This window comes from Methanobrevibacter sp., assembly GCF_017539065.1.
Classification (GTDB): domain Archaea; phylum Methanobacteriota; class Methanobacteria; order Methanobacteriales; family Methanobacteriaceae; genus Methanocatella.
The window spans coordinates 1-20,770 of sequence record NZ_JAFYHP010000010.1 but is presented as its reverse complement, the minus strand read 5'-3'; the positions used below and the strand labels follow the sequence as shown (position 1 = coordinate 20,770).

Genomic DNA, 20,770 nt, shown 5'->3' with positions numbered 1-20,770 from the left:
CCTGCAGCTGTACCCAGTAATAACCCGGCTCTGCCCCTTCCTGTTGGTGCGAGAAGCGCTGTCCGAAGTTATTATATATAATGAAAATATTACTATAATTATATATGATTATTGGTTAAAATTAGCCAATTATTATAAAAAAAATAATAAAGGAGTAATTAATTTTGAAAACTAAAGACAATTTTGTAAAACTTGATGATACTGACATTAACATCCTCAAAATTATCAACGAAGATGTAAGAACCTCTTACAGACAAATATCCCGTAGTTTAGATGTCTCTGTAGGAACTGTTCACAATCGTATTGATAAAATGGTAAAATCTGGTGTAATTAAAAAATTCTCCCCAGTTATTGACCATGAAAAATTAGGTTTTGTTTTAACCACAATTATCGGCGTTAGAGTTAAAGGTGGAAAACTCAAAAATTGGGAAGAAAAAACCTTTTTTAATAAAAATGTTGTAGGAATTTATGATGTTACTGGAGAATATGACGCATTTTTAATCGCTAAATTCCGAAACACAAATGAATTAAACGCATTTATTAAAGAATTATTAAAAGACCCAATTATAGAAAGAACCTACACTCAAACTGTTCTTGATGTTATTAAAGAAGATATGGGATCTTCAAACATCTTATAAAATTTTTTAAAAGTAGTTCGAACTACTTTTAATTTCTTATTTTTTCGTTTATTTTATCGCATCCAAAAATGAAATACTTATTTTACACATTTAGTTTAAAAATCATTTAAATATATAAATGAAAAGAACAAAAAATAATCATGTTTAATTAATTATAAGAGGTAATTAAATTGGCTGTATGCTTACCCGATACTCAAGACGATACTCCAAATGTGCCTATAAAACTAACTAGAGTAGGTGTAACTGGAGTAAAAAAATTATTACAACTAGAAAGAACCCATAAAAGACCAATAATTTTACTACCTACTTTTGACGCATTTGTAGATTTGCCAAGTGATCAAAAAGGAGTACATATGTCTAGGAACCCGGAAGCCATCAGTGAAGTTCTTGAAACTGTCGCTGAAGACTCCACAGTAGATGTCGAATCATTATGTGCAAAAATTGTTGAGAAAATGATGACTAAACACGAATATGCGCAACGTGTTGAAATCTCAATGACCACCGATTTTATGTTCGTGAAAGAATCCCCTGTTACCAAAAACAAAACTCAAGAAATGGCTCAGTTAAAAGCAAAAGCTGTTGGATTGAGAGATGATGACGGTAACATCGAGATTAGAAAAAGTATTGGTGCAGAACTTATTGGAATGACAGTATGTCCATGCGCACAAGAATCAGTTAGAGAATCTGATAAACTTAAACTACTAGAATTCTTAGATGAAGAAACCACTCAAAAAGTTTTAGATACCGTTACTTTTGCTTCCCACAATCAAAGAGGACTTGGAACATTATTAATGGAAGTTCCAGAAGATAAAACCGTTAAAGCAGAAGATTTAATTGAAATTATCGAAACTTCTATGAGTTCACCGGTGTGTGAATTACTTAAAAGACCTGACGAAAATGCGACCGTGATGAATGCGCACAGAAACCCTGTTTTTGTTGAAGATTGTGTAAGAAACATGATGGAAAAAATTGTTCAGAAATATGCTGATTTTCCAGATGACACATTAATTACTGCACGTCAAGAAAACCAAGAAAGTATTCACAGACACAATGCATTTGCAGAAAAGGTAACTACTCTTGGTGAGTTAAAAGAAGAATTAAATATCTAAGGAAATGATTAAATGAAAAAAACTTATGAAATTGCGGGAGAAGTAATGGGATTTTTTGATTCATTCAAAGGATCAAGACCTGCAATAGATAATGAAAGGATTTTAATTGTTAGGGGAAAATCTAGAAAAGTTATTCCGCTCGATGAATTTGAATCAAAACTTACAGAAATTGGTGAAATTCTTGGAGCAACTGAATTAGATGCAGACTCAGAAAAAGTTTCAGAAATTCTCGAAGTTGGAGATAAAAACATTAAAAGAAACGAAGTTAATACTGGTGATTTAGACAACAAAGGACTTATTAGAATGAAAAAAGAATTGGAATCTATGGGTCTTGTTGTTCAATACAAAGTATTTGAACTTCCAAAATTCGATGTAATTATTGCAATTTGGGAAGATAAAAATGAACTTCCACCACTTTATGTAGAAGTTACTGTCTCTGAACGTGAAGATTAAAAATGATATCAAATTTAACTAAAGGGGATATTCTCCAAATATTAAATGCAACTGACAGTGAAATTATCAACTACATGTCAGAAACTGTAAAATATAGGGAGAATAATCTTATTACTTATTCTAAAAACATTTTCATACCATTAACTGAAATCTGTAGAAATGATTGCGGATATTGTAATTTTAAAAAAGACCCTACAGACCCAGATGTGATAATCTTAAAAACTAAAGAAGAAATTTTAGCTGAGTTAAAAGAAGCTGAACAATATGGGTGTAAAGAAGCCCTATTTACATTCGGCGAAGATGCCGATGAAGAAGAAGCCGTTCGCTTAAAATTAGCTGAATACGGTTATGGTAAAATGATTGATTATGTTGTTGATATCTGTCAAATGACTTTAGATGAAACAACATTGCTGCCTCATACTAACGGTGGAAATTACTCATATGAAGATTTAAAAAAGCTAAAAGAAGTTAATGCTTCAATGGGTTTGATGCTCGAAAATTCATCCTCAAGATTAATGGAATTGCCTGCTCACAATAAAAGTCCCGGTAAAAATCCGAAAATCAGATTAGAAACAATTGAAAATGCGGGGAAGCTTAAAATTCCATATACCACAGGCATTTTGATTGGAATTGGTGAAACTCGCGAGGAAGTAGCTGAATCATTGCTTGCAATTAAAGAATTATATGATAAATATGGACATATCCAAGAAGTAATCATTCAAAATTTCACACCTATACCTGGCATTGAAATGGAAGATTGGCCCGAACCAAGCTTTTTAGATATGATAAGAACAGTTATTGCAGGTACATTACTATTCGCTGATACAGATGTTAGTATTCAAGTTCCTCCTAACTTAAACAATGATACTGCACAAATCTTTTTATTATGCGGTGCCGATGATTGGGGAGGAGTCTCACCGGTTAGTCCGGATTATGTTAATATCACATCTCCATGGCCGGGAATCGAAGAACTGGAAAATTTAACTGAAGATGCAGGATTTGAGTTAATTGAAAGATTATGCGTTTATGAAAAATACATTAACAAAGAATGGTTAAACGAAACTCTTCTAGAAAAAATTGCTAATCTATCCTAGCATCAATAACAACGTGTTCTACACCAGGAGAATATTTTTTAATCTTATTTATTTTTAATAATTCTACATCACGACCTTTTGCCTCAGAGATTATTCGCTCAATAGGCCGTGACTCAATCAATTTTTCAGGGACTGTTTCATGATAATGTAGGATTCCTCCTTCATTTAAACTATCAATAGCAACCCTCAAGTAATGATGAGTTGTTTTAACATAACCCATTATGATTCTATCAGCTTTGAATTTGGGAGTTTCTCTTTTACAATCGCCTAAAATTGGAGTGATATTGTTCAATTTATTTAATTTGATGTTTTCACACAAGAAATGATAAGAATTGGGATTAATTTCAATTGCAATAACTTCACGAGCATTGGAATGAACGCCAATTGGAATGGAAAAATAACCAATTCCCGCAAACATGTCCAATACAGTTTCACCATCTTCAACTAACTTGGCTATTCTTAACCTTTCATTATTATTGCCTTTAGACCACATTACTTTTGATAAATCTAATTTAAAAAGACATCCATTTTCCTTATTGATTGTTTCAGTTTCACTACCATAAAGAATTTTATAAACCGGTTCCCTTTTAGTTCCCTGGATATGGTCAATCTTCATTATAGTTTTAACATGATGTTTTTTAGATAACTCTTCAAAATCATTATTTTGGTAATTATTATCTAATATCAGGATATCTCCAATTTTTTTATATTTCATTTACGCACCCTAAAAGAAAAGTTTATATATGCAAATAGCTAATATTAATATTGTTAGTTTATACTAATTATTGATTCTGATTTTAAATAAAATTAATCTTACAGATTAGTTTATATTTTGTTATATTAACCTATGAGTAGTTGAAATAAGATATTTTAAATACTTATATGAGGTGTATTTAAATGGATGATAAAATACTAGAAGGTACAACAACCGTTGGAATAACTTGTAAAGATGGTGTTGTATTCGCAAGCGAAAGAAGAGCTAGTATGGGAAACCTTGTAGCTCATAAAGTAGCAGAAAAAATATTTAAAATTAACGATCATATTGTAACCACCATTGCTGGTTCCGTTGGAGATGCTCAAAGTTTAATGAAAGTTATTGAAGCAGAAGTTTCTCTTTATCAAATGAGAAACAACGATGCAATCAGTGTGAAAGCTGCTGCCTCATTAACTGCTAACATCTTACGTTCCGGACCAATGTATGTTCAAACATTACTTGGAGGAATGGATGGAGACAAACCATCTCTCTACTCACTCGACCCTGCTGGTGGAATGATTGAAGATACTTATATCTCAACTGGATCAGGTTCTATCGTAGCTTACGGAGTTCTTGAAGACAGATTTAGAGATGATTTAACAACTGACGAAGGAATTGAAATAGCCATAAGAGCTATTAGAGCTGCTGCTGAACGTGACACTTATTCAGGAAATGGATATTTAGTTGCTAAAGTAGACGAAAACGGCTTTGAAATGTTAGACAATGAAAAAATAAATGAGATTCTTGAAAAAATATAAGTAAGCTAATTTTTCATAACTAACTATTTTTTTATATAAAAAGTGTACATAGTTTATGAAATTTTACTTATTATAGCTTGATGCTTTCATAAACTATTATACTACACTAACTTTTTTTGAAGGGATTATATGACTTCAGATATTTTAGAAGATATTAAAAAAGAGATTTTAGATAAACTGCCAGATGAAATTCAGGTTTCAAAAGTAGAATTTGAAGGGCCTGAAGTAGTAGTTTACACAAAAAATCCAGAAATTATTACTGAAAATGGCGATCTTATAAGATCACTTGCAAAAGAACTTAGAAAAAGAATTATTATTAGATCTGACAAAAGTGCTTTACTTGAACCAGAAGAAACAATAAATAAGATTCATGACATTGTTCCAGATGGTGCAGAAATTACTGATATTTACTTTGACACCGTAACTGCTGAAGTGGTTATTACTGCTAAAAAACCAGGACTTGTCATTGGAAAATACGGTGTAACTTCAAGAAATATTGTTAAAAATACTGGATGGGCACCTAAAATTTTAAGAACTCCTCCAATTAGCTCTGACATCATTGGAAAAATTAGAAATATTCAGAAAAATAGTAGTAAAGACAGAAAAAAATTACTACAGAAACTTGGACGTCAAATCCACCAAGGAAGCAAATACCCCAATGATTGGGCTAGGGTAACTTCAATGGGAGGATTCAAAGAGGTAGGACGTTCATCAATGTTACTGCAAACTCCAAACAGTCGTGTATTACTCGATTGTGGTGTTAATGTTGCTGCACCTGATAATAAAAGCGCATTCCCTTATTTGAATGCTCCTGAATTTTCAATTGAAGAATTAGATGCAGTTATTATATCTCACGCTCACTTAGATCATTGCGGATTTGTACCATACTTATTCCATTACGGATATGATGGACCGGTTTACTGTACAACTCCAACTAGGGATTTAACAACCCTTTTACAATTCGATCACTTAGATATTGCTCACAGAGAAGGCAATCCACTTCCTTTTACATCAAAACATGTGAAACAAGCAATTAAAAATACTATTACCTTAGATTATGGTGAAGTTACAGACATTTCACCAGATATAAGATTAACCTTACATAATGCAGGACACATCTTAGGTTCAGCAATCTCCCATATGCACATTGGAGACGGAGCTCACAACTTGGTATATACAGGAGATTTCAAATATGAACCATCAAGATTGCTTGAACCTGCAACCATTCGTTTCCCACGTGCTGAAACCGTAATTATGGAAAGTACTTATGGTGGAAAAGAAGACGTGCAACCTTCCAGGAACAACGCCGAAAAAGAAATGATGAAAACCATCTACAAAACCCTTAAACGTGGCGGGAAAGTATTAGTTCCAGTATTTGCTGTGGGAAGAGCGCAAGAATTAATGGTTGTGCTTGAAGAGTACATGAGACACGGAATGATTGAGGAAGTACCAATTTATATTGATGGAATGATTTGGGAAGCTACAGCAATCCATACTGCAAGACCAGAATACTTAAGTAAAGATTTAAGAGATCAAATCTTCCACATGGGAAGAAATCCGTTTGTCTCTGAAATGTTTAAAAAAGTTCAAAATCGTGACCAAAGAAAAGATATTGTTGAAGCGAAACAACCTGCAATTATCTTATCAACTTCAGGTATGTTAACTGGAGGAAACTCTGTAGAATACTTCAAATGGTTATGTGAAGATGAAAGAAATACCATCATCTTTGTAGGATACCAATCTGAAGGTTCAATGGGTAGAAGAGTCCAAAAAGGTTGGAAAGAAATTCCTCTTGAAGATGACGATGGAAGAACTAGACAATTCTGCGTCAAAATGCAAGTTAAAACAATCAATGGATTCAGTGGTCACTCTAACAGAAGACAATTGATGGAATATGTTAAAAGACTCAATCCTAGACCTGAAAAGGTCATTACTTGTCACGGTGACCCATATAAAGCCGTGGACTTAGCTTCATCAATTCATAGAAGTTATAAAATCGAAACTAAAACCCCAATTAATTTAGATTGTGTAAGAATACATTAATATAGTATATAAAACAAAATTTGTATTATGAAAATGTTGTAAACTTATTACAACATAAATTTATTTTTATAGGTGTAATCATGGTTACTTATTCAGAATCTGGTGTGGATATTGATTTAGAAGCAGTTACTGTTTCAAAATTAGCTGATAAACTCAAATCAACATTAGAATGTAGAGACATTATTACTGACAGTGGTCATTATGCAGCTTTAGTTAGATTAGGTGATAAAGCTATTGCAATGAGTACTGATGGTGTTGGAAGTAAAATTTTAATTGCTGAAATGATGAACAAATACGATACTGTAGGTATTGATTGTATTGCAATGGTTGTTAATGATATCCTATGCGTTGGAGCAGAACCAATTGCATTAGTCGATTATCTTGCTGTTGAAAAACCTGACCCTGAAAGAGCAGCCGAAATTGCTGAAGGTTTAGTGACCGGAGCTTTAGAATCAAAAATTGCAATTATCGGTGGAGAAACCGCTTCCCTTCCGGGCATTATTAAAGACTTTGACATTGCAGGAACAGGTATTGGATTTGTAGATATTGATAAAATCATTACTGGTGAAAATATCCAACCTGGAAACGTTTTAATCGGCATTAACAGTAATGGAATTCATTCTAATGGATATAGTTTAGCTAGAAAAGCATTATTTGATGACGCTGGATTCAGTGTAGATGATAAAATGCCGAATGGTGAAACTACAATTGGTGAGGAGCTAATCAGACCAACTGAATTATATGTTAAACCTATCGTTAGCCTATTTGAAAAAGAATACAACATTAACGGACTTGCTCACATTACTGGAGGAGGTTTTACCAATCTTAGACGTTTGAAAAAAGGTGTAGGGTATGATATTACCGACCTTCCGGAAGTTCCGGAAATATTTAAACTTATTTATGAACAAAATGTAGACATCAAAGAAATGTATAAAGTTTTCAATATGGGTGTTGGTTTTGTTGTTATCTGCGATGAAGAAGAAGCAGATAAAATTATAGAAACTTTAAAAGAATACTGCGATTGCCAAATAATCGGCAAAGTAACAGACAATGAAAAAATTACTGTTAAAGCTTTTGAAGGGTCTGAAATTGAATACTAATTAATAGATGGAGTGAAATTATGAAGATAATGAAAGATAAGGAAATGGCTCTTGTAAAAGAGATTTTAGCTAAGCTTGGAGTTAGTGAAGAAGACCAGAAATTTGTGGCTGAAGCTACAATTGATGCGGATTTAAAAGGATTTACCTCACATGGGCTTGGAAGATTCCCACAATATTTAATTAGTATCAAAGCAGGAACAATCAACTTAAAGGACAACATTACTATTGAAAAGGAAACCCCTGCAATTGCATTAATCAATGGTAACAGTGGATTTGGACAAGCAGTTTCATATAAAGCAATGCAAATTGCTATCAAAAAAGCTAAAGAAGTAGGTATCGCATGTGTTGGAGTTCACAACACTAACCACTTTGGAGTTACTGGATTTTATTCCGATTTAGCATTAAGAGAAAACTGCATTGGACTTGTCCTTGCAAATACTGACCCTGCTATTGCACCTTTAGGAGGTAGAGAGGCATTAATTGGAACAAATCCTCTTGCATTAGGAATTCCATCAGATTCATATATTACTGTAGATATGGCAACTTCAGTTACAGCCCGTGGAAAAATCATTGAATCAAAAAGAAAAGGACTCGATTTACCGGATGGTTGGGCATTGGATAAAGATGGAAACCCAACAAATGACCCTGAAGCAGCACTTGGAGGATCCATTTTACCATTTGGAGGATTTAAAGGATATGCTATTGCTTTATTAATCGAAATTTTAACTGGACCATTAGTACAGGCAGGATACGGTCATGGAGTAACCGGTACCGCTTCACCAGATAAAGATTGTACAAAAGGAGACCTGTATGTTGTAATTGATCCTTCTAAATTTGTTGACTTCGATGAATTCAAAGCAAATACCGAAGACTTTATCTCACAAGTTAGAGCAACTGGTGAAACCGTAGCTATACCTGGGGATTTAGAAGTAAAAAGAATTGCCGAAGCTGAAGCTAATGGTGTAGAAATTGATGAAAAATTATATGAACAATTAAAAGAAATCTGTGACGATTTAGATATTGACATAGATTCCTATGTTGAAGAATAGGCATTATTCTTCACATAATCTTTTTTTTTAAATTTCTACGATGATAAATATATTTCATTTCGAATTGATTTAAAATAAAAATTTCTCTAAACTAAACTTTAATTAATATAATGTAAAATACCATTAATATTAAATGTTAAGAAAACAAAAAATAATCTTGCTAAACAAATTTTTCAATAAAACTCTATTGGGAGGAAAAAATTTATGAAGTTTAAAAAAACTTATATCTTGCTAATGATAATGAGTTTATTCTTATTAGTAAGTATAGGATCCGTTTGCGCAGAAGATATAACTGCTGATGCAGACATTCAATCAACAGATGTGGAATCCGTTGATATCCTTGCAGATGAATCCGATAATCCAATTGGAGAGGACACATCCGAAAAAATCAATACAACCGTTACTGTTGGTGACTATAAAGAAAAATATGACTATGACGAAGACAAGAATATCACAGTAAACGTAAAAGACAACGAAAGTCAAAATATTGATGTTAACGAAAGTGAATTAAACGTATTTGAAGGAAACACCTCAATTGGATTCACATATAACAATTCAATAATTAGCATAACTGACACATTATCAGTTGGAATTCATAATTTGACAATTAACTACTTAGGAAATGCGAATTATACGGAATCCTCAACCAATTTCCTATTAAAGATAATGGGAAATACAACTTTAAGCATTCCGGAAACCATCGTAAGTGATGGAGCAAATGTTGAAGTTCACTTAGACATATTTGACGGTGTGGAGCACCTTACAGTGGATAAAAGCAAAGTCAATCTGAATTTGACCTACATCGATGGCGAAGGCAATGTGCAATCAAAAATAATTGAACAAAATGAATTTACCATTGAAAACAATACCGTGAAATTCATAACTAATGTAATTGGAACTGATATAAACCTATTAAGATCCAATTTAACAGTCAACTATACAGAAGCGGTTGACCCTAAAACCGCTAGAATCATACTGACAACAAGAGTTGGGGCAACTGCTGAACCTAGAATAAGAGACACTGAAGACAAAAACATTACCGTACATGTTTATGATGGTCAAAACCATGAATTGACCATAACCAAAAGTGATTTGAAAATATTTGACAATGGAAAAGAAGTAACCAATTTCAAATTAAACGGATCAGTAATTACAATCAGCAGTCTGGCAATTGGAGAACATAACTTGACAATCAAATTCAATAATGTGGACTATAACTCTTCCAGCAAAGACATAAAAATCAAAGTTTGGGGAAATGAGACCTTCTCTCCGCAAGCCACTGCAAATGTGGATGCAAACAAGGACGTGTACATTACCCTTAACCTCAGTGATGGTGTGGACCCTGTCAATGTTGATGCATCCAAATTAAACGTTACACTGTTCTATACAGTTGGCAACAACACATTCAACAGGACAAATCTTCCAATCGCACTTTTTGACACTCAAACTATCAGTCTCCATGTGCCTGAAGAGTTCGATTCCGCATATGTAGATATCAAATACGCAGCTAAAGAAAGTAACCTGACTGCAAAAACCACCATAAAGGTAGATACCTCAATTGTGGTCCCTGCATCAATGGAAGAACCAGCAGGAAAAGTTATCGAATTTATTGCTAAAGTCTACTTGGCTAACGGAACTGCAATCAATGTCACTGTAAACAATACCAAAGTCTACAGCAACGGCAAAGAAATCAAATTTACATATAACGATTCAAGCATCATATTGAATGACACATTCAAATTTGGCGTTTACAACATTACAGTAAAATACCTAGGTACTCAAACATACTCCGAAGTAGCAAAAAGTTTCATATTAACAGTATATGGAATCAATGCCACTTCCAGCGTAGATGTTAACTCTACCAAAAAAGGACAAAAAGATATACAAATCAACATTGTCAAAGGTAACGAAACTGTTGAATTCACAAAAGATGAGTTAAATATTACTGTAACCACTAAAGATGGAAACGACACTAAAGTCATTCCGGTTAACTGGACTCTTGAAAACGGAAATATAACATTTATACTTGATAACATTAACTTCACCACTGCAACATTAAACATTAAATACAACCAAACTGAATTTAATGTGACCTTAAACAGAATATACAATGTTAATATTGAGGTTATAAATCTTGAAAACGAATATCTGGATGGCAACTTTACATTCAGATTAGTGGATGTTGATGATAATAATGCTCCAGTAAAAGGTAAAAAAGTATCATTGATGTTAAAAGGAAATATTTCTGTCGGACATTCAGCAACTACCGATGACAATGGTATTGCTACCTTTAAAAATGCTAATTTATATATCTTCGATCAGTCATTCACCATGAAAAGAGTAGAAGTTGGACTTCATCCAATTGATGTAAGTACTGACGGAAATGTAAAATCCACTAAACTTACAACTAATTTAACAGTCACTAAAGCAAACATCAAGATTGTTATTGACCCATATAAAGAATACTGGGGAAGTACTAAAAAAGTTAAAATCACTGTAACCAATGCAAATAGTGGCAACCCTATTTCAGGCATTATTCTTGATCTTTACATGCCAAAAACCGCTAAACAACATTACTATGTCCAAACTGATAGTAATGGAATTAGCGAAATTGGAGCTAGTGGACTAAGTAGCGGAGATTATGAAGTAACAGTAAGCAACAATGATACTCAGAATATTAACGCTAAATCTGCTAAAACTACTATTAAAATCCTTCAAAAACCTGTTAAAATCGACGTAAAAGCTTCAGACATGTACTATAACAGTGGAAAAACTGCAACTATCAAAATTACCGATAAATCAACCGGTAAAGCAATAGCTGGAGTTTATTTCTTGGTACAACTTGATAAGAATTCTAAAAAGACATACCTTTTCCAAACAAACAGTAAAGGAGAACTTACTTTCTCAGATTCCTTGGCTGTTGGAAAACACACTATTGTAGTTGCTACCGCAGATACCAGATATACCGGAAGCACAGTTACAAAAACATTTACCGTCAAAAAAGCTAGTGCAACAATTAAAGCTAAAAAAGTGACTGACTACTATAAAGGTGTCAAATACTTCACTATAAAATTAGTTAACTCCAAAAATAAAAAAGCAATTTATGATGCGAAAATTAATGTCAAAATTTTCACATCCAAAAACAAGTACTACAACTACGACGGTAAAACTGGGGCAAACGGTCAGATTAGATTAATGCTTGACACTTTAAAACCAGGAAAATACAAAGTGGTAGTTTCAGGCAATGACAATAAAAACTTTGCTGCTAAAAATGTAACATCAAAAATTGTGATTAAAAAAGCTCCAACTAAATTAACTCCTAAAAAATTAAAAGCTAAAAAAGGCGCTAAAAAATACTTCAAAGTCAAAGTTACTAACAAAAAGACTAAAAAAGTAATGAAAGGAGTTAAAATTAAAATCAAAGTTTACACTGGTAAAAAAGCAAAAACCTATACCGCAAAATCAAATGCAAAAGGTATTGCAAAAATCCTTACCAATAAATTAAAAGTTGGAAAACACAAAGTTGTTGTTACATCTGCTAACAAATATTGTGTTGCTAAAAAAGCAAAATCCACTATTAAAATTAAAAAATAAGAGAAATTAACTTTCTCTTAACCTTTTTCTTTTTTTAAAAACATCAAATCACTAATTTCACTATCTTTCTTATTGAATTATCTTAAAAAAATATAAATAAAGAAATGCAATATACTATTTAATATCAATACAATAGGAGGGATATCGTGAGTAAGAGATATCTTAGGAAATCCTTGATAATATCTTCAATGCTTCTTATAGCCATGCTGTGTGTATGTGCAGTTTCAGCTTCTGAAAATGCTACCGAAATAAGCGTTTCCGATGATGTCAATCAGATTACAGATGCAGATGAAGAACAAATCATTTCGGCTGATGAAGATGCACAGGAAATTTTAGGCAATGAAACAGGAACTGGATTTGAAGAGGATGAAGGGGACAATTACCAAAACAGCGAAGCTGTACTGTATGAACATGGAGTTTTAAGTGCCAAACCATTAACTACCACCTACAAAATCGGAAATACGTTCAACGTGAAAGTGGTTAGCGGTTATAATCAGAGCTTTGCGCTTAAAAACATTAAACTTAAACTGGCCGTGAAAACCGGCACCACATACAAATACTACTATGCCAGTACAGACAGCAATGGAATAGCCAAGTTTTCAACATCAAAAATCAGCATAGGAAAACATGCAGTAATTATCAGTTCCATTGACGAACAGGCATTCGCTTATGACATAAACTCTACAATAACCATTAAAAAGGCAAAGCCTATAGTTATTGCCCCTACAACCAAAAACAAATTCGCGAAAAGTGCAAAATTCAAAATCAAAGTGAAAGATAAAACTACCAAAAAACCAATGAAACGTGTTAAACTTAAAGTTAATATTTATACTGACAAAAAAGTAAAAGTATACAAACTTAAAACCAATTCCAAAGGAATAGCAAAGATAAACACCAAAAAATTGTCAATTGGAAAACATAAGGTAATCATTAAATCAGGTAGTAAAAAATATAAATTCACTAAGAAAACAAAAATAATCATTTGCTAATAAGAGATTAACTTCTCTTATTCCTTTTTATATTTCGCATAAAAACCATCAGTATCAGCATATATTGTATAAAAACCAAATTCTTCTGCTTTTTTTATTGATGATTTGATATACTGCCTTCCCCATGAGGTAATGGCCTTTGCGCATTCAAAGGAATACCATCTGAAACGCGGAAAACCATATATCCCATACATTGTATTTGCAAGTCTTTTGATGGCCTGTTGCTGTACATCCAAAGCTTTTTTCTCAGTTTCATCAGTGGATTCCTTCATTTCACGTTTGATTCTGAATCTTTCTTGTAAAATTTTATCAATGACTGATGGAATGAATCCTTGTGGAGATTTTTTAAATTTAACACCGTGTTCTGGTGAAATATTATAATCTTCTTCGTTTTCAACTTCCCCCAATATCATTACATCAGGAGATATGTTTTTTGAAATGATAATGCTTGGATACAGACTTCTAAAGTCAAACTGAACTAAATTCTCATGAAGGCCTTTTTCAGGTTCTTTTACATATCCCCCTTCATTATCCTCAGCGGCCGCCCTATCTGCAAAGTTGGATCCCTGCTTATTTGGTACAACTTCATCATCAAAGTAAGCTTGTTTTACTAAAAACCATTCAGCTTGTTGTCCTGTGGCCATACGAGATACATCAAATAAAGGTTGGCCTATAATACGGGTAAGTTCTAAGTTAAGGGGCAATGTTTGCTCCGCTATTTTTAAAGTAGATATAACGTCATCAAGTGAATAATCAAACAATGTATCTAATTCTTCACCTTCATTATCCCAGAACTCCCATATCCTATCACCGGGAACATCTATTTTTTCCACACCGAATAGTTCATAATAAACTCTTTCTAGAGTATATCTATCTAAAGTCATGTATCTTCTCATTACAAGGTATAAATCTACATGAATTAACCCTTTAAATGAAGCAGCATTTGCATAACCTCTTCGGATAAATTTAACTTCAGAATCATCCATTCCAATATCCAAATCAACATCCAATATCTTTGCACGGTCTTTCAGATATGGGAAATCAAAATTGTCTGAATTATACCCGACAATAATATCCACATTATTATCTTTAATAATTTTAACAAACTCCTCAATCATCTCTTTTTCAGATGCGACCTGATTTACAAAATCATCTCTATCTTTTGAGTTTGTTTTGGTTGATATTACTTGATTTATGCCAAAATTGCTGGCCACTCCAATCATGATAATCTCATCTACAGATGAATCCGGCATTCCATGGGGATTTCTGACTTCTAAATCAAAACTTAATATTCTGAAATTCTGAGGATATTCTTTTACACGTTCTAATCTCTCAGTTAATTTAATTATTTCAATATCCTGCTTTGTAGAATCTAAATTTAGAAAAGTATCGAGTTTATCCCCTATTGCAATAACTTCAGTCATTGGAATAACATCTCGATCCATCAAATATCTTCTGTAAAATGGAATATCAAACTCTCTAATTTGAATAACACTTTCCAAGTCCCTTAAACTATCCCGATTTTTAGCTAATTCTTGAGGATGTTTAAATGTCACTTTGATAAATTCACTTTCAACTTGAAAATCTTTTTTAATAACTTTCTCAACTTTTACAACATCCAGATTATCTTCAATTTCAGATATGCACTCCTCAACATCATCAGAGACAACATACAAGTAAGGTTCAAAAGTGTCATCAATTAGAATTATGTTCTTATCCCCATCTTTTGAAAATAATCTAATCACAGGTTTATCTTCATAGGTTACATAATCAATATCTAAAATCACAACATTTCTCTGCATTTATTCATTCCCCAGGATAAACTCTTTTCTATAATTATCTAAAACAGCATAAGTAATTCCTAAAATTAAAGGACCTACAATAAAACCCACAATTCCATAAACTAATGGACCGGATAAAAATCCGATTAGCAATATTAATGGATGGATATCTGCATAATGACTTGATAATACCGGTCTGATATACACATCTACACTACTCAGGAAGAATCCGAATATTAAAACTATTATTGCTCTTGGATAGTTTCCTGAAAGAACCTCTATGAAAAACAACACCCAATAAATTGGCCATGGCCCAAAGACTGGAATTAATTGTAAAATACCCGTAATTACTCCTAATAATATCCCATATGGATATCCAAGAATTGAATAACCTATTACTGCAAATACTCCAATTATAACAGAAGTTAAAAAGTGTCCATAGAATATACTTCTTAAAACATCCTTTACCGCTTCAATTGTTGTGTTGAAGAAATGTTTTGAATCGTCCGGTACAAATGATTTTATAAAGTCTATAAATTTATCCCCATCACGAGAAAAATAAAATACTGAACAGATTAAAATAAATAAATTTAATAAGATATTCATTAACTTACTTAAGAATTTAACAAGGTAATTTAAAATATAAGTTCCAATTTCTTGAATTGATGAACTGATAGATGTAGATACTGAATGTATATCCAAATTCAAAGGTATATAACTAGTTATTGTGGTTAAGGAATTGCTAACATCAGAATATGTATTGGATGCCAAAATTTCAGTGATTAAACCTGTGAGTTCTATTGAAATATAGGCAACTAATAGAATTAAAGGAATTAATACCACAATCATTGCAATAATAATTGAAAGAGAATTGTATTTTAACTTAGATTGAATCTTACGAGCTACAGGACGCACCCCATAAGCAAGAATTGCTCCTAAAACCACCATATTTAAAACTGGGAATATGAAAATTAATGAAACAATCAGCAAGAAAATTACCAGCAATATTGGCGGGGTTAAGTGCTTTTCAATATCCAATCCCATTTTATCATTTCCCATTAGTATTTTACACCAGAAGCATCTCTTCTGTATTTAGCAAATTCAGTGATTTGTTTTATTTTATCATTTTCAAAAACCGGCCCTTCTACACATATTCTCCAACCCTCACTATCAACACAGCATTGTCCGCATACTCCAAGAGCGCATTTCATATATCTCTCAAGAGAATATTGGCCAGGTATTGATGATGATTCAAGAATATCGAAAATCCCTTTCATCATTATTTCGGGGCCACATACAAATGCATAATCATAAGTCGAATTTTCAAGCAAATCGCTGAGGCAATTTGTTGCGAATCCTTCAAATCCAAAGCTTCCATCATCTGTGCATGGATGGACATTGACACCTAAATCCTGCAAAGAGTCTATGAACAGCAATTCATCTTTAGTTTGGGCTGCAGATATGACTTCAACATCATTGTCATTAGCCAAATAACTTGCTATTGCATTTACTGGAGCCATTCCAACTCCACCTCCAATAGCTATAATCTTTTTGTTTTTAAATGTGTTATTGAACCCGTTTCCATAACTGCCCCTTACACCTATCTGGTCCCCAACATCTAGCTCATGCAACTGGGATGTAAACTCGCCGATATTCTTTACAGTTATTGCAAGCTCATTATCATTTATTTGTGAGATGGACATTGGCTTTTCATTTTTGAAATTCCAAATCATGAGAAATTCGCCAGGATTAGGTTTTCCAAGCTTTTCATAATCCCAATTGAATTTAAAGGTTTTGATTGTAGGAGTTTCAGTAATAATTTCTGTAATTTCAACAATTTTTGGCTCATTAATCATGTGCAATCCCCACCATTTCATCAATTGAAGCATAACCTTTTTCTGTCATGAACTCCTCTAAACCTTGATTAATTTTACTAAATACTTCAACCCCTTCATCCATAATGGCAGTGCCAATTTGAACTGCCTGAGCGCCTGCAAAAATAAACTCCACAACATCTTCGTAAGTGTATACTCCTCCAACACCGATTAGAGGTATATCAACTGCCTCATAAACAGAATAAACATTACTAATTGCAATCGGTTTTATGGCTCGGCCACTCATTCCTCCGAATTTGTTTGATAAAACAGGTTTTGCCACATCAATATTGATTTTCATTCCAGGACCTACTGTATTAATCAAAGATAAACAATCTGCTCCTGCTTCTTCACAAGCCTTTGCAATTTCAGTAATGTCTGTTACATTGGGAGTTAACTTAGCAATGATTGGGACTTCCGCCACATCTTTAGAAGCTGAAACAATAGTGTGTGATAAATCACAACTTTGACCAATAGAAGCACCATACCCTTCCATTGCATGGGGACATGAAATGTTTAGCTCAATCATGTCTACAAGACCTTGAACTTCACAGACAAGTGTTGAAAATTCATCGGGTGTTGCGCCATAAATTGAAGCAATTACAACATTATTTTCCCTCTCAATTTTCTTTAGTTCTTCTTTAAAATTTTCAACACCAGGATTTGAAAGTCCAATGGCATTAATAATTCCTCCATCAACTGCGACAGTTGTAGGGTTGACATATCCAGGATGAGGATTAAGTGAAAATGATTTGGATACAACTCCTCCTGCACCAGATTTTAAAATCCAATTCATTGATGAAGCATTACTTCCCATGATTCCTGCTGCTAACATCAATGGATTTTGAAATTCCACTCCACAAATATTTGTTTTTAACATAATATCAACTTTGTAATTAATTGTTTAATTAGTTTTTGTTAATTTATCAATGATTTCCTGATATTTTTCATTTTGTAATTTTAAACTTATTATATTAGTTTTATTGGATTTGACTATTTCTTCATTAGTTTTTGTGAGATTATTAATTATGTCCTCTTGTTTTTCAATGATTAAATCTTTTTGAGCGAGCAAATCCTCATAATTTTTAGAGATTTTTCTAAGTTGTATTTCTAACTCTTCAGAGTTTGACTTAATTTGTACTTTATAATCATCGATTAAAGATCTCAAATATCTAACCTGATCTTGTTTGTCTTTTATTATTTCATCTTTTTGTCTTATATTTTCTTGTAAATCATCTAATTCTTTAATTCTCGCTTTATCATAATCGATTTTAGTGTCAAGTTTGTCCTCCAGGTTTTTCTTTTCATATTTTAACTTAGTAGAATATAACTTTAACTTGTTAATCTCTTCATTTTTTAAATCCAACTCCATTGACAGCTCATCGATTTCACCATTTTTAAGTTCAATCTCATTTTTTAAATCTCTAAAACTTTGTTTTGACATAATATTAATAGTTTAAATTTCATTATAAAAATACTTATTAAAAATAAAATGAATAAATTATTGCATGGAATGCTATATAACTTATTGTGTAAAGGGATATTTTGCTTTTAATAGTGAAAATGAGCTGATTTGCGAGAAGCCATTTCCCGAAAATGAAATAATTAATCGGTTAGGCGAAATCGATGATAAACAGATTGTCAAAGAGGAATTAGAAATCATCGAAGAGGTCTGTGAAAATTTTGATGAGATAATTATTGAATCAAATAAGAGATTATCCGATTATGATAATGATAAAATTACCATCAAAACTCCAAATCAGGCAGGAGAGTATTTGCGAAGCAATTATGACAAATTTGGTCTGGATGGTGAAGAATTAAGTAACATCTATCAGAATTTTGCGATTTATAAAATCAAAAAGGAGTCTGCAAGCGAAGATAAGCATTTAATTCAAGCAGTCAATTCCATTGATGAAATCGATGAAAGCATTTCCAAACTGATTGAACGTATACGTGAATGGTATGCATTGTATTTCCCGGAAATGGACGTCATTAAAAACAATGAGACATACATCAAGTTAATTTCGCAGAACAAAACAAAAGAAGAAATTCTAAAAGCCAAACCTGAAGCATTCCCACAGGACATTATTGATTTAGAAGAAGACATTAATCCATTAGATTTAGAAATAATGAATGATTATGCAAATTCCATTTATGAACTCCAACAATCTCGAAGAAAGATTGAAGAATATATTGACAGCAAAATGGAAGCAATTGCTCCAAATTTAAGATTATTGGTGGGATCCACATTAGGTGCTAAATTAATATCCCATGCTGGAGGAATCAAAAGGCTTGCAATGTATCCTTCAAGCACTGTCCAGATAATGGGTGCTGAAAAAGCATTATTTAGACACTTAAAGAGTGGAGACAGACCCCCTAAATACGGTTTGATTTACCAACACCCTCAAGTTCGGGGTGCTAAATGGTGGAATCGTGGGAAAATAGCTAGAATGTTGGCTGGAAAGATATCTCTAGCTGTAAGACGAGATGTATTTACAAAAACCATTGATGAAAATATTGCTGAAGATTTCAAACAAAAAATTGAAGAAATAGAAAAAAATAATCCTTTTCCAACAAAAACAACTAAAAAACGAAACGAAGAAAAGTTTAAATCCAAAAATAAGAAGAGAAAAGGTAAAAAGAAAAGGAAGAGGAGATAGGTCATGAAAGTTTATTTTAAAGATGGAAATGTTGCAACTAAAAATTTGACTCCTGGAATATCAGTCTATGGAGAAGAACTAATCCAAGAAGATGGAGAATATAGAATCTGGAATCCAAGACGTTCAAAATTGGCAGCGGCTCTGTTAAATGGATTAAAAAATTTGGAGCTTGAGGATACTTCAAAAGTCCTATACCTCGGTGCTTCAACTGGAACAACAGTTTCACATATTTCGGATATTGTAATTAATGGAAGAATTTATGCTGTTGAATTTTCACCGACAACAGCCAAAAAACTAGTTCAACTTTCACGTCAAAGGCTTAATATTTCTCCGATTTTAGGTGATGCAACCAAACCTAAAGGATATTTGAATATTGTTGAAAAAACAGATTTAGTATACTGCGATGTTGCCCAACCTACACAGACAGAATTGTTTATGAAAAACATGAACTTGTTCTCAACTGATGATGGTGTTGGTCTTTTAATGATTAAAGCTAGAAGCATAGATGTTGTTCAAAAGCCTAAAAAGGTATTCAAGCAACAAGAACAAAAATTAAAAGAGAAAGGTTTTAAAATTATAGAAAAAGTAAAACTGGAACCTTACGAAAAAGACCATATTGCATTGCTCATAGAAAAAAATTTTTAAAAAAAATACATAGTTTTTACAACGGAAATTGTAAAAAAAATGGCTGTGAGAAATTTAAAAAAATACTACAAAAAGGCCAAAAAAGTAATACTTAGATACCTTTTTATACTATGAAATTAAAAATAATAAATGCTAATGCAAATAAAATAAAAGTTCATTGAAACGGCCTTTAGGTTGATTCACTCTATTAATCACTCCATTTAACTCTAGCCTAAAGGCATGAACTTAT

At 32.6% G+C, this 20,770-nt stretch carries 18 protein-coding genes; 12 read left to right on the top strand and 6 right to left on the bottom strand.

Translation table 11 applies throughout. The features are described 5' to 3' along the window. Positions 1-161 precede the first annotated feature (161 nt). The 4 genes from IKS50_RS02005 (at position 162) to cofG (ending at position 3,294) form a co-directional block, all read left to right on the top strand. On the top strand, positions 162-638 hold the full coding sequence (locus IKS50_RS02005; protein ID WP_292844522.1) for an Lrp/AsnC family transcriptional regulator: 477 nt from the start codon (positions 162-164) through the stop codon (positions 636-638). Positions 639-808: 170 nt separating this feature from the next. After that, positions 809-1,747, top strand: coding sequence for a GTP cyclohydrolase MptA (gene mptA, locus IKS50_RS02000; protein ID WP_292844519.1), 939 nt, complete (start codon positions 809-811; stop codon positions 1,745-1,747). A 12-nt stretch (positions 1,748-1,759) separates the two neighbouring features. Further along, on the top strand, positions 1,760-2,200 hold the full coding sequence (locus IKS50_RS01995) for a DUF2120 family protein (protein ID WP_292844516.1): 441 nt from the start codon (positions 1,760-1,762) through the stop codon (positions 2,198-2,200). 2 nt (positions 2,201-2,202) lie between these two features. Continuing rightward, the gene (gene cofG, locus IKS50_RS01990) at positions 2,203-3,294 is read left to right on the top strand and encodes a 7,8-didemethyl-8-hydroxy-5-deazariboflavin synthase subunit CofG (protein WP_292844513.1); all 1,092 of its coding nucleotides are present in this window, start codon (positions 2,203-2,205) and stop codon (positions 3,292-3,294) included. On the opposite strand, the gene IKS50_RS01985 is transcribed toward cofG, so the two are convergent. After that, a complete protein-coding gene (locus IKS50_RS01985) occupies positions 3,281-4,009 on the bottom strand; it encodes a class I SAM-dependent methyltransferase family protein (RefSeq protein ID WP_292844511.1) in 729 nt (242 codons plus the stop codon). The two genes, cofG and IKS50_RS01985, sit on opposite strands and share 14 nt — an antisense overlap. Positions 4,010-4,191: 182 nt before the next feature. Between IKS50_RS01985 and psmB the strand changes: the two genes are divergently transcribed. The 6 genes from psmB (at position 4,192) to IKS50_RS01955 (ending at position 13,581) form a co-directional block, all read left to right on the top strand. Beyond that, positions 4,192-4,806, top strand: coding sequence for an archaeal proteasome endopeptidase complex subunit beta (gene psmB / locus IKS50_RS01980; protein ID WP_292844508.1), 615 nt, complete (start codon positions 4,192-4,194; stop codon positions 4,804-4,806). 129 nt (positions 4,807-4,935) lie between these two features. Next, positions 4,936-6,849 (top strand): beta-CASP ribonuclease aCPSF1, encoded by a 1,914-nt coding sequence (locus IKS50_RS01975; protein ID WP_292844505.1) that lies wholly within the window; start codon positions 4,936-4,938, stop codon positions 6,847-6,849. A gap of 80 nt (positions 6,850-6,929) precedes the next feature. After that, on the top strand, positions 6,930-7,949 hold the full coding sequence (purM, locus tag IKS50_RS01970) for a phosphoribosylformylglycinamidine cyclo-ligase (RefSeq protein ID WP_292844502.1): 1,020 nt from the start codon (positions 6,930-6,932) through the stop codon (positions 7,947-7,949). A gap of 20 nt (positions 7,950-7,969) precedes the next feature. Then, the gene (gene comC, locus IKS50_RS01965) at positions 7,970-8,998 is read left to right on the top strand and encodes an L-sulfolactate dehydrogenase (RefSeq protein WP_292844500.1); all 1,029 of its coding nucleotides are present in this window, start codon (positions 7,970-7,972) and stop codon (positions 8,996-8,998) included. A gap of 204 nt (positions 8,999-9,202) precedes the next feature. Next, positions 9,203-12,592, top strand: coding sequence for a collagen binding domain-containing protein (locus IKS50_RS01960; RefSeq protein WP_292844498.1), 3,390 nt, complete (start codon positions 9,203-9,205; stop codon positions 12,590-12,592). Positions 12,593-12,738: 146 nt separating this feature from the next. Continuing rightward, entirely contained in the window at positions 12,739-13,581 is an 843-nt protein-coding gene (locus IKS50_RS01955; RefSeq protein ID WP_292844495.1) for a hypothetical protein, read from the top strand. A gap of 17 nt (positions 13,582-13,598) precedes the next feature. Here IKS50_RS01955 and IKS50_RS01950 read toward each other — a convergent pair whose 3' ends face one another. From IKS50_RS01950 to IKS50_RS01930, 5 genes are read right to left on the bottom strand one after another with little or no spacing between them, the layout of a single operon-like run. After that, positions 13,599-15,383, bottom strand: a complete 1,785-nt coding sequence (locus tag IKS50_RS01950) for a DNA-directed DNA polymerase (protein WP_292844492.1) — start codon at positions 15,381-15,383, stop codon at positions 13,599-13,601. Next, positions 15,384-16,421 carry an AI-2E family transporter gene (locus IKS50_RS01945; RefSeq protein WP_292844489.1) on the bottom strand — a complete coding sequence of 346 codons (1,038 nt, stop codon included), beginning with the start codon at positions 16,419-16,421 and terminating at the stop codon, positions 15,384-15,386. Continuing rightward, positions 16,421-17,218: a dihydroorotate dehydrogenase electron transfer subunit gene (locus IKS50_RS01940; RefSeq protein WP_292844486.1), complete on the bottom strand. Its 798-nt coding sequence runs from the start codon at positions 17,216-17,218 to the stop codon at positions 16,421-16,423. The genes IKS50_RS01945 and IKS50_RS01940 overlap by 1 nt, the downstream gene beginning before the upstream one ends. Beyond that, positions 17,211-18,116 (bottom strand): dihydroorotate dehydrogenase, encoded by a 906-nt coding sequence (locus IKS50_RS01935; RefSeq protein WP_292844483.1) that lies wholly within the window; start codon positions 18,114-18,116, stop codon positions 17,211-17,213. The genes IKS50_RS01940 and IKS50_RS01935 overlap by 8 nt, the downstream gene beginning before the upstream one ends. A 24-nt stretch (positions 18,117-18,140) precedes the next feature. Further along, on the bottom strand, positions 18,141-18,680 hold the full coding sequence (locus IKS50_RS01930) for a glycosyl transferase (protein WP_292844480.1): 540 nt from the start codon (positions 18,678-18,680) through the stop codon (positions 18,141-18,143). Between the two features lie 64 nt (positions 18,681-18,744). Between IKS50_RS01930 and IKS50_RS01925 the strand changes: the two genes are divergently transcribed. Next, complete coding sequence (locus tag IKS50_RS01925) at positions 18,745-19,896, top strand: NOP5/NOP56 family protein (RefSeq protein WP_292844477.1); 1,152 nt, start codon at positions 18,745-18,747, stop codon at positions 19,894-19,896. Positions 19,897-19,899: 3 nt separating this feature from the next. Then, complete coding sequence (locus tag IKS50_RS01920) at positions 19,900-20,541, top strand: fibrillarin-like rRNA/tRNA 2'-O-methyltransferase (protein ID WP_292844474.1); 642 nt, start codon at positions 19,900-19,902, stop codon at positions 20,539-20,541. The last annotated feature ends 229 nt before the right edge of the window (positions 20,542-20,770 follow it).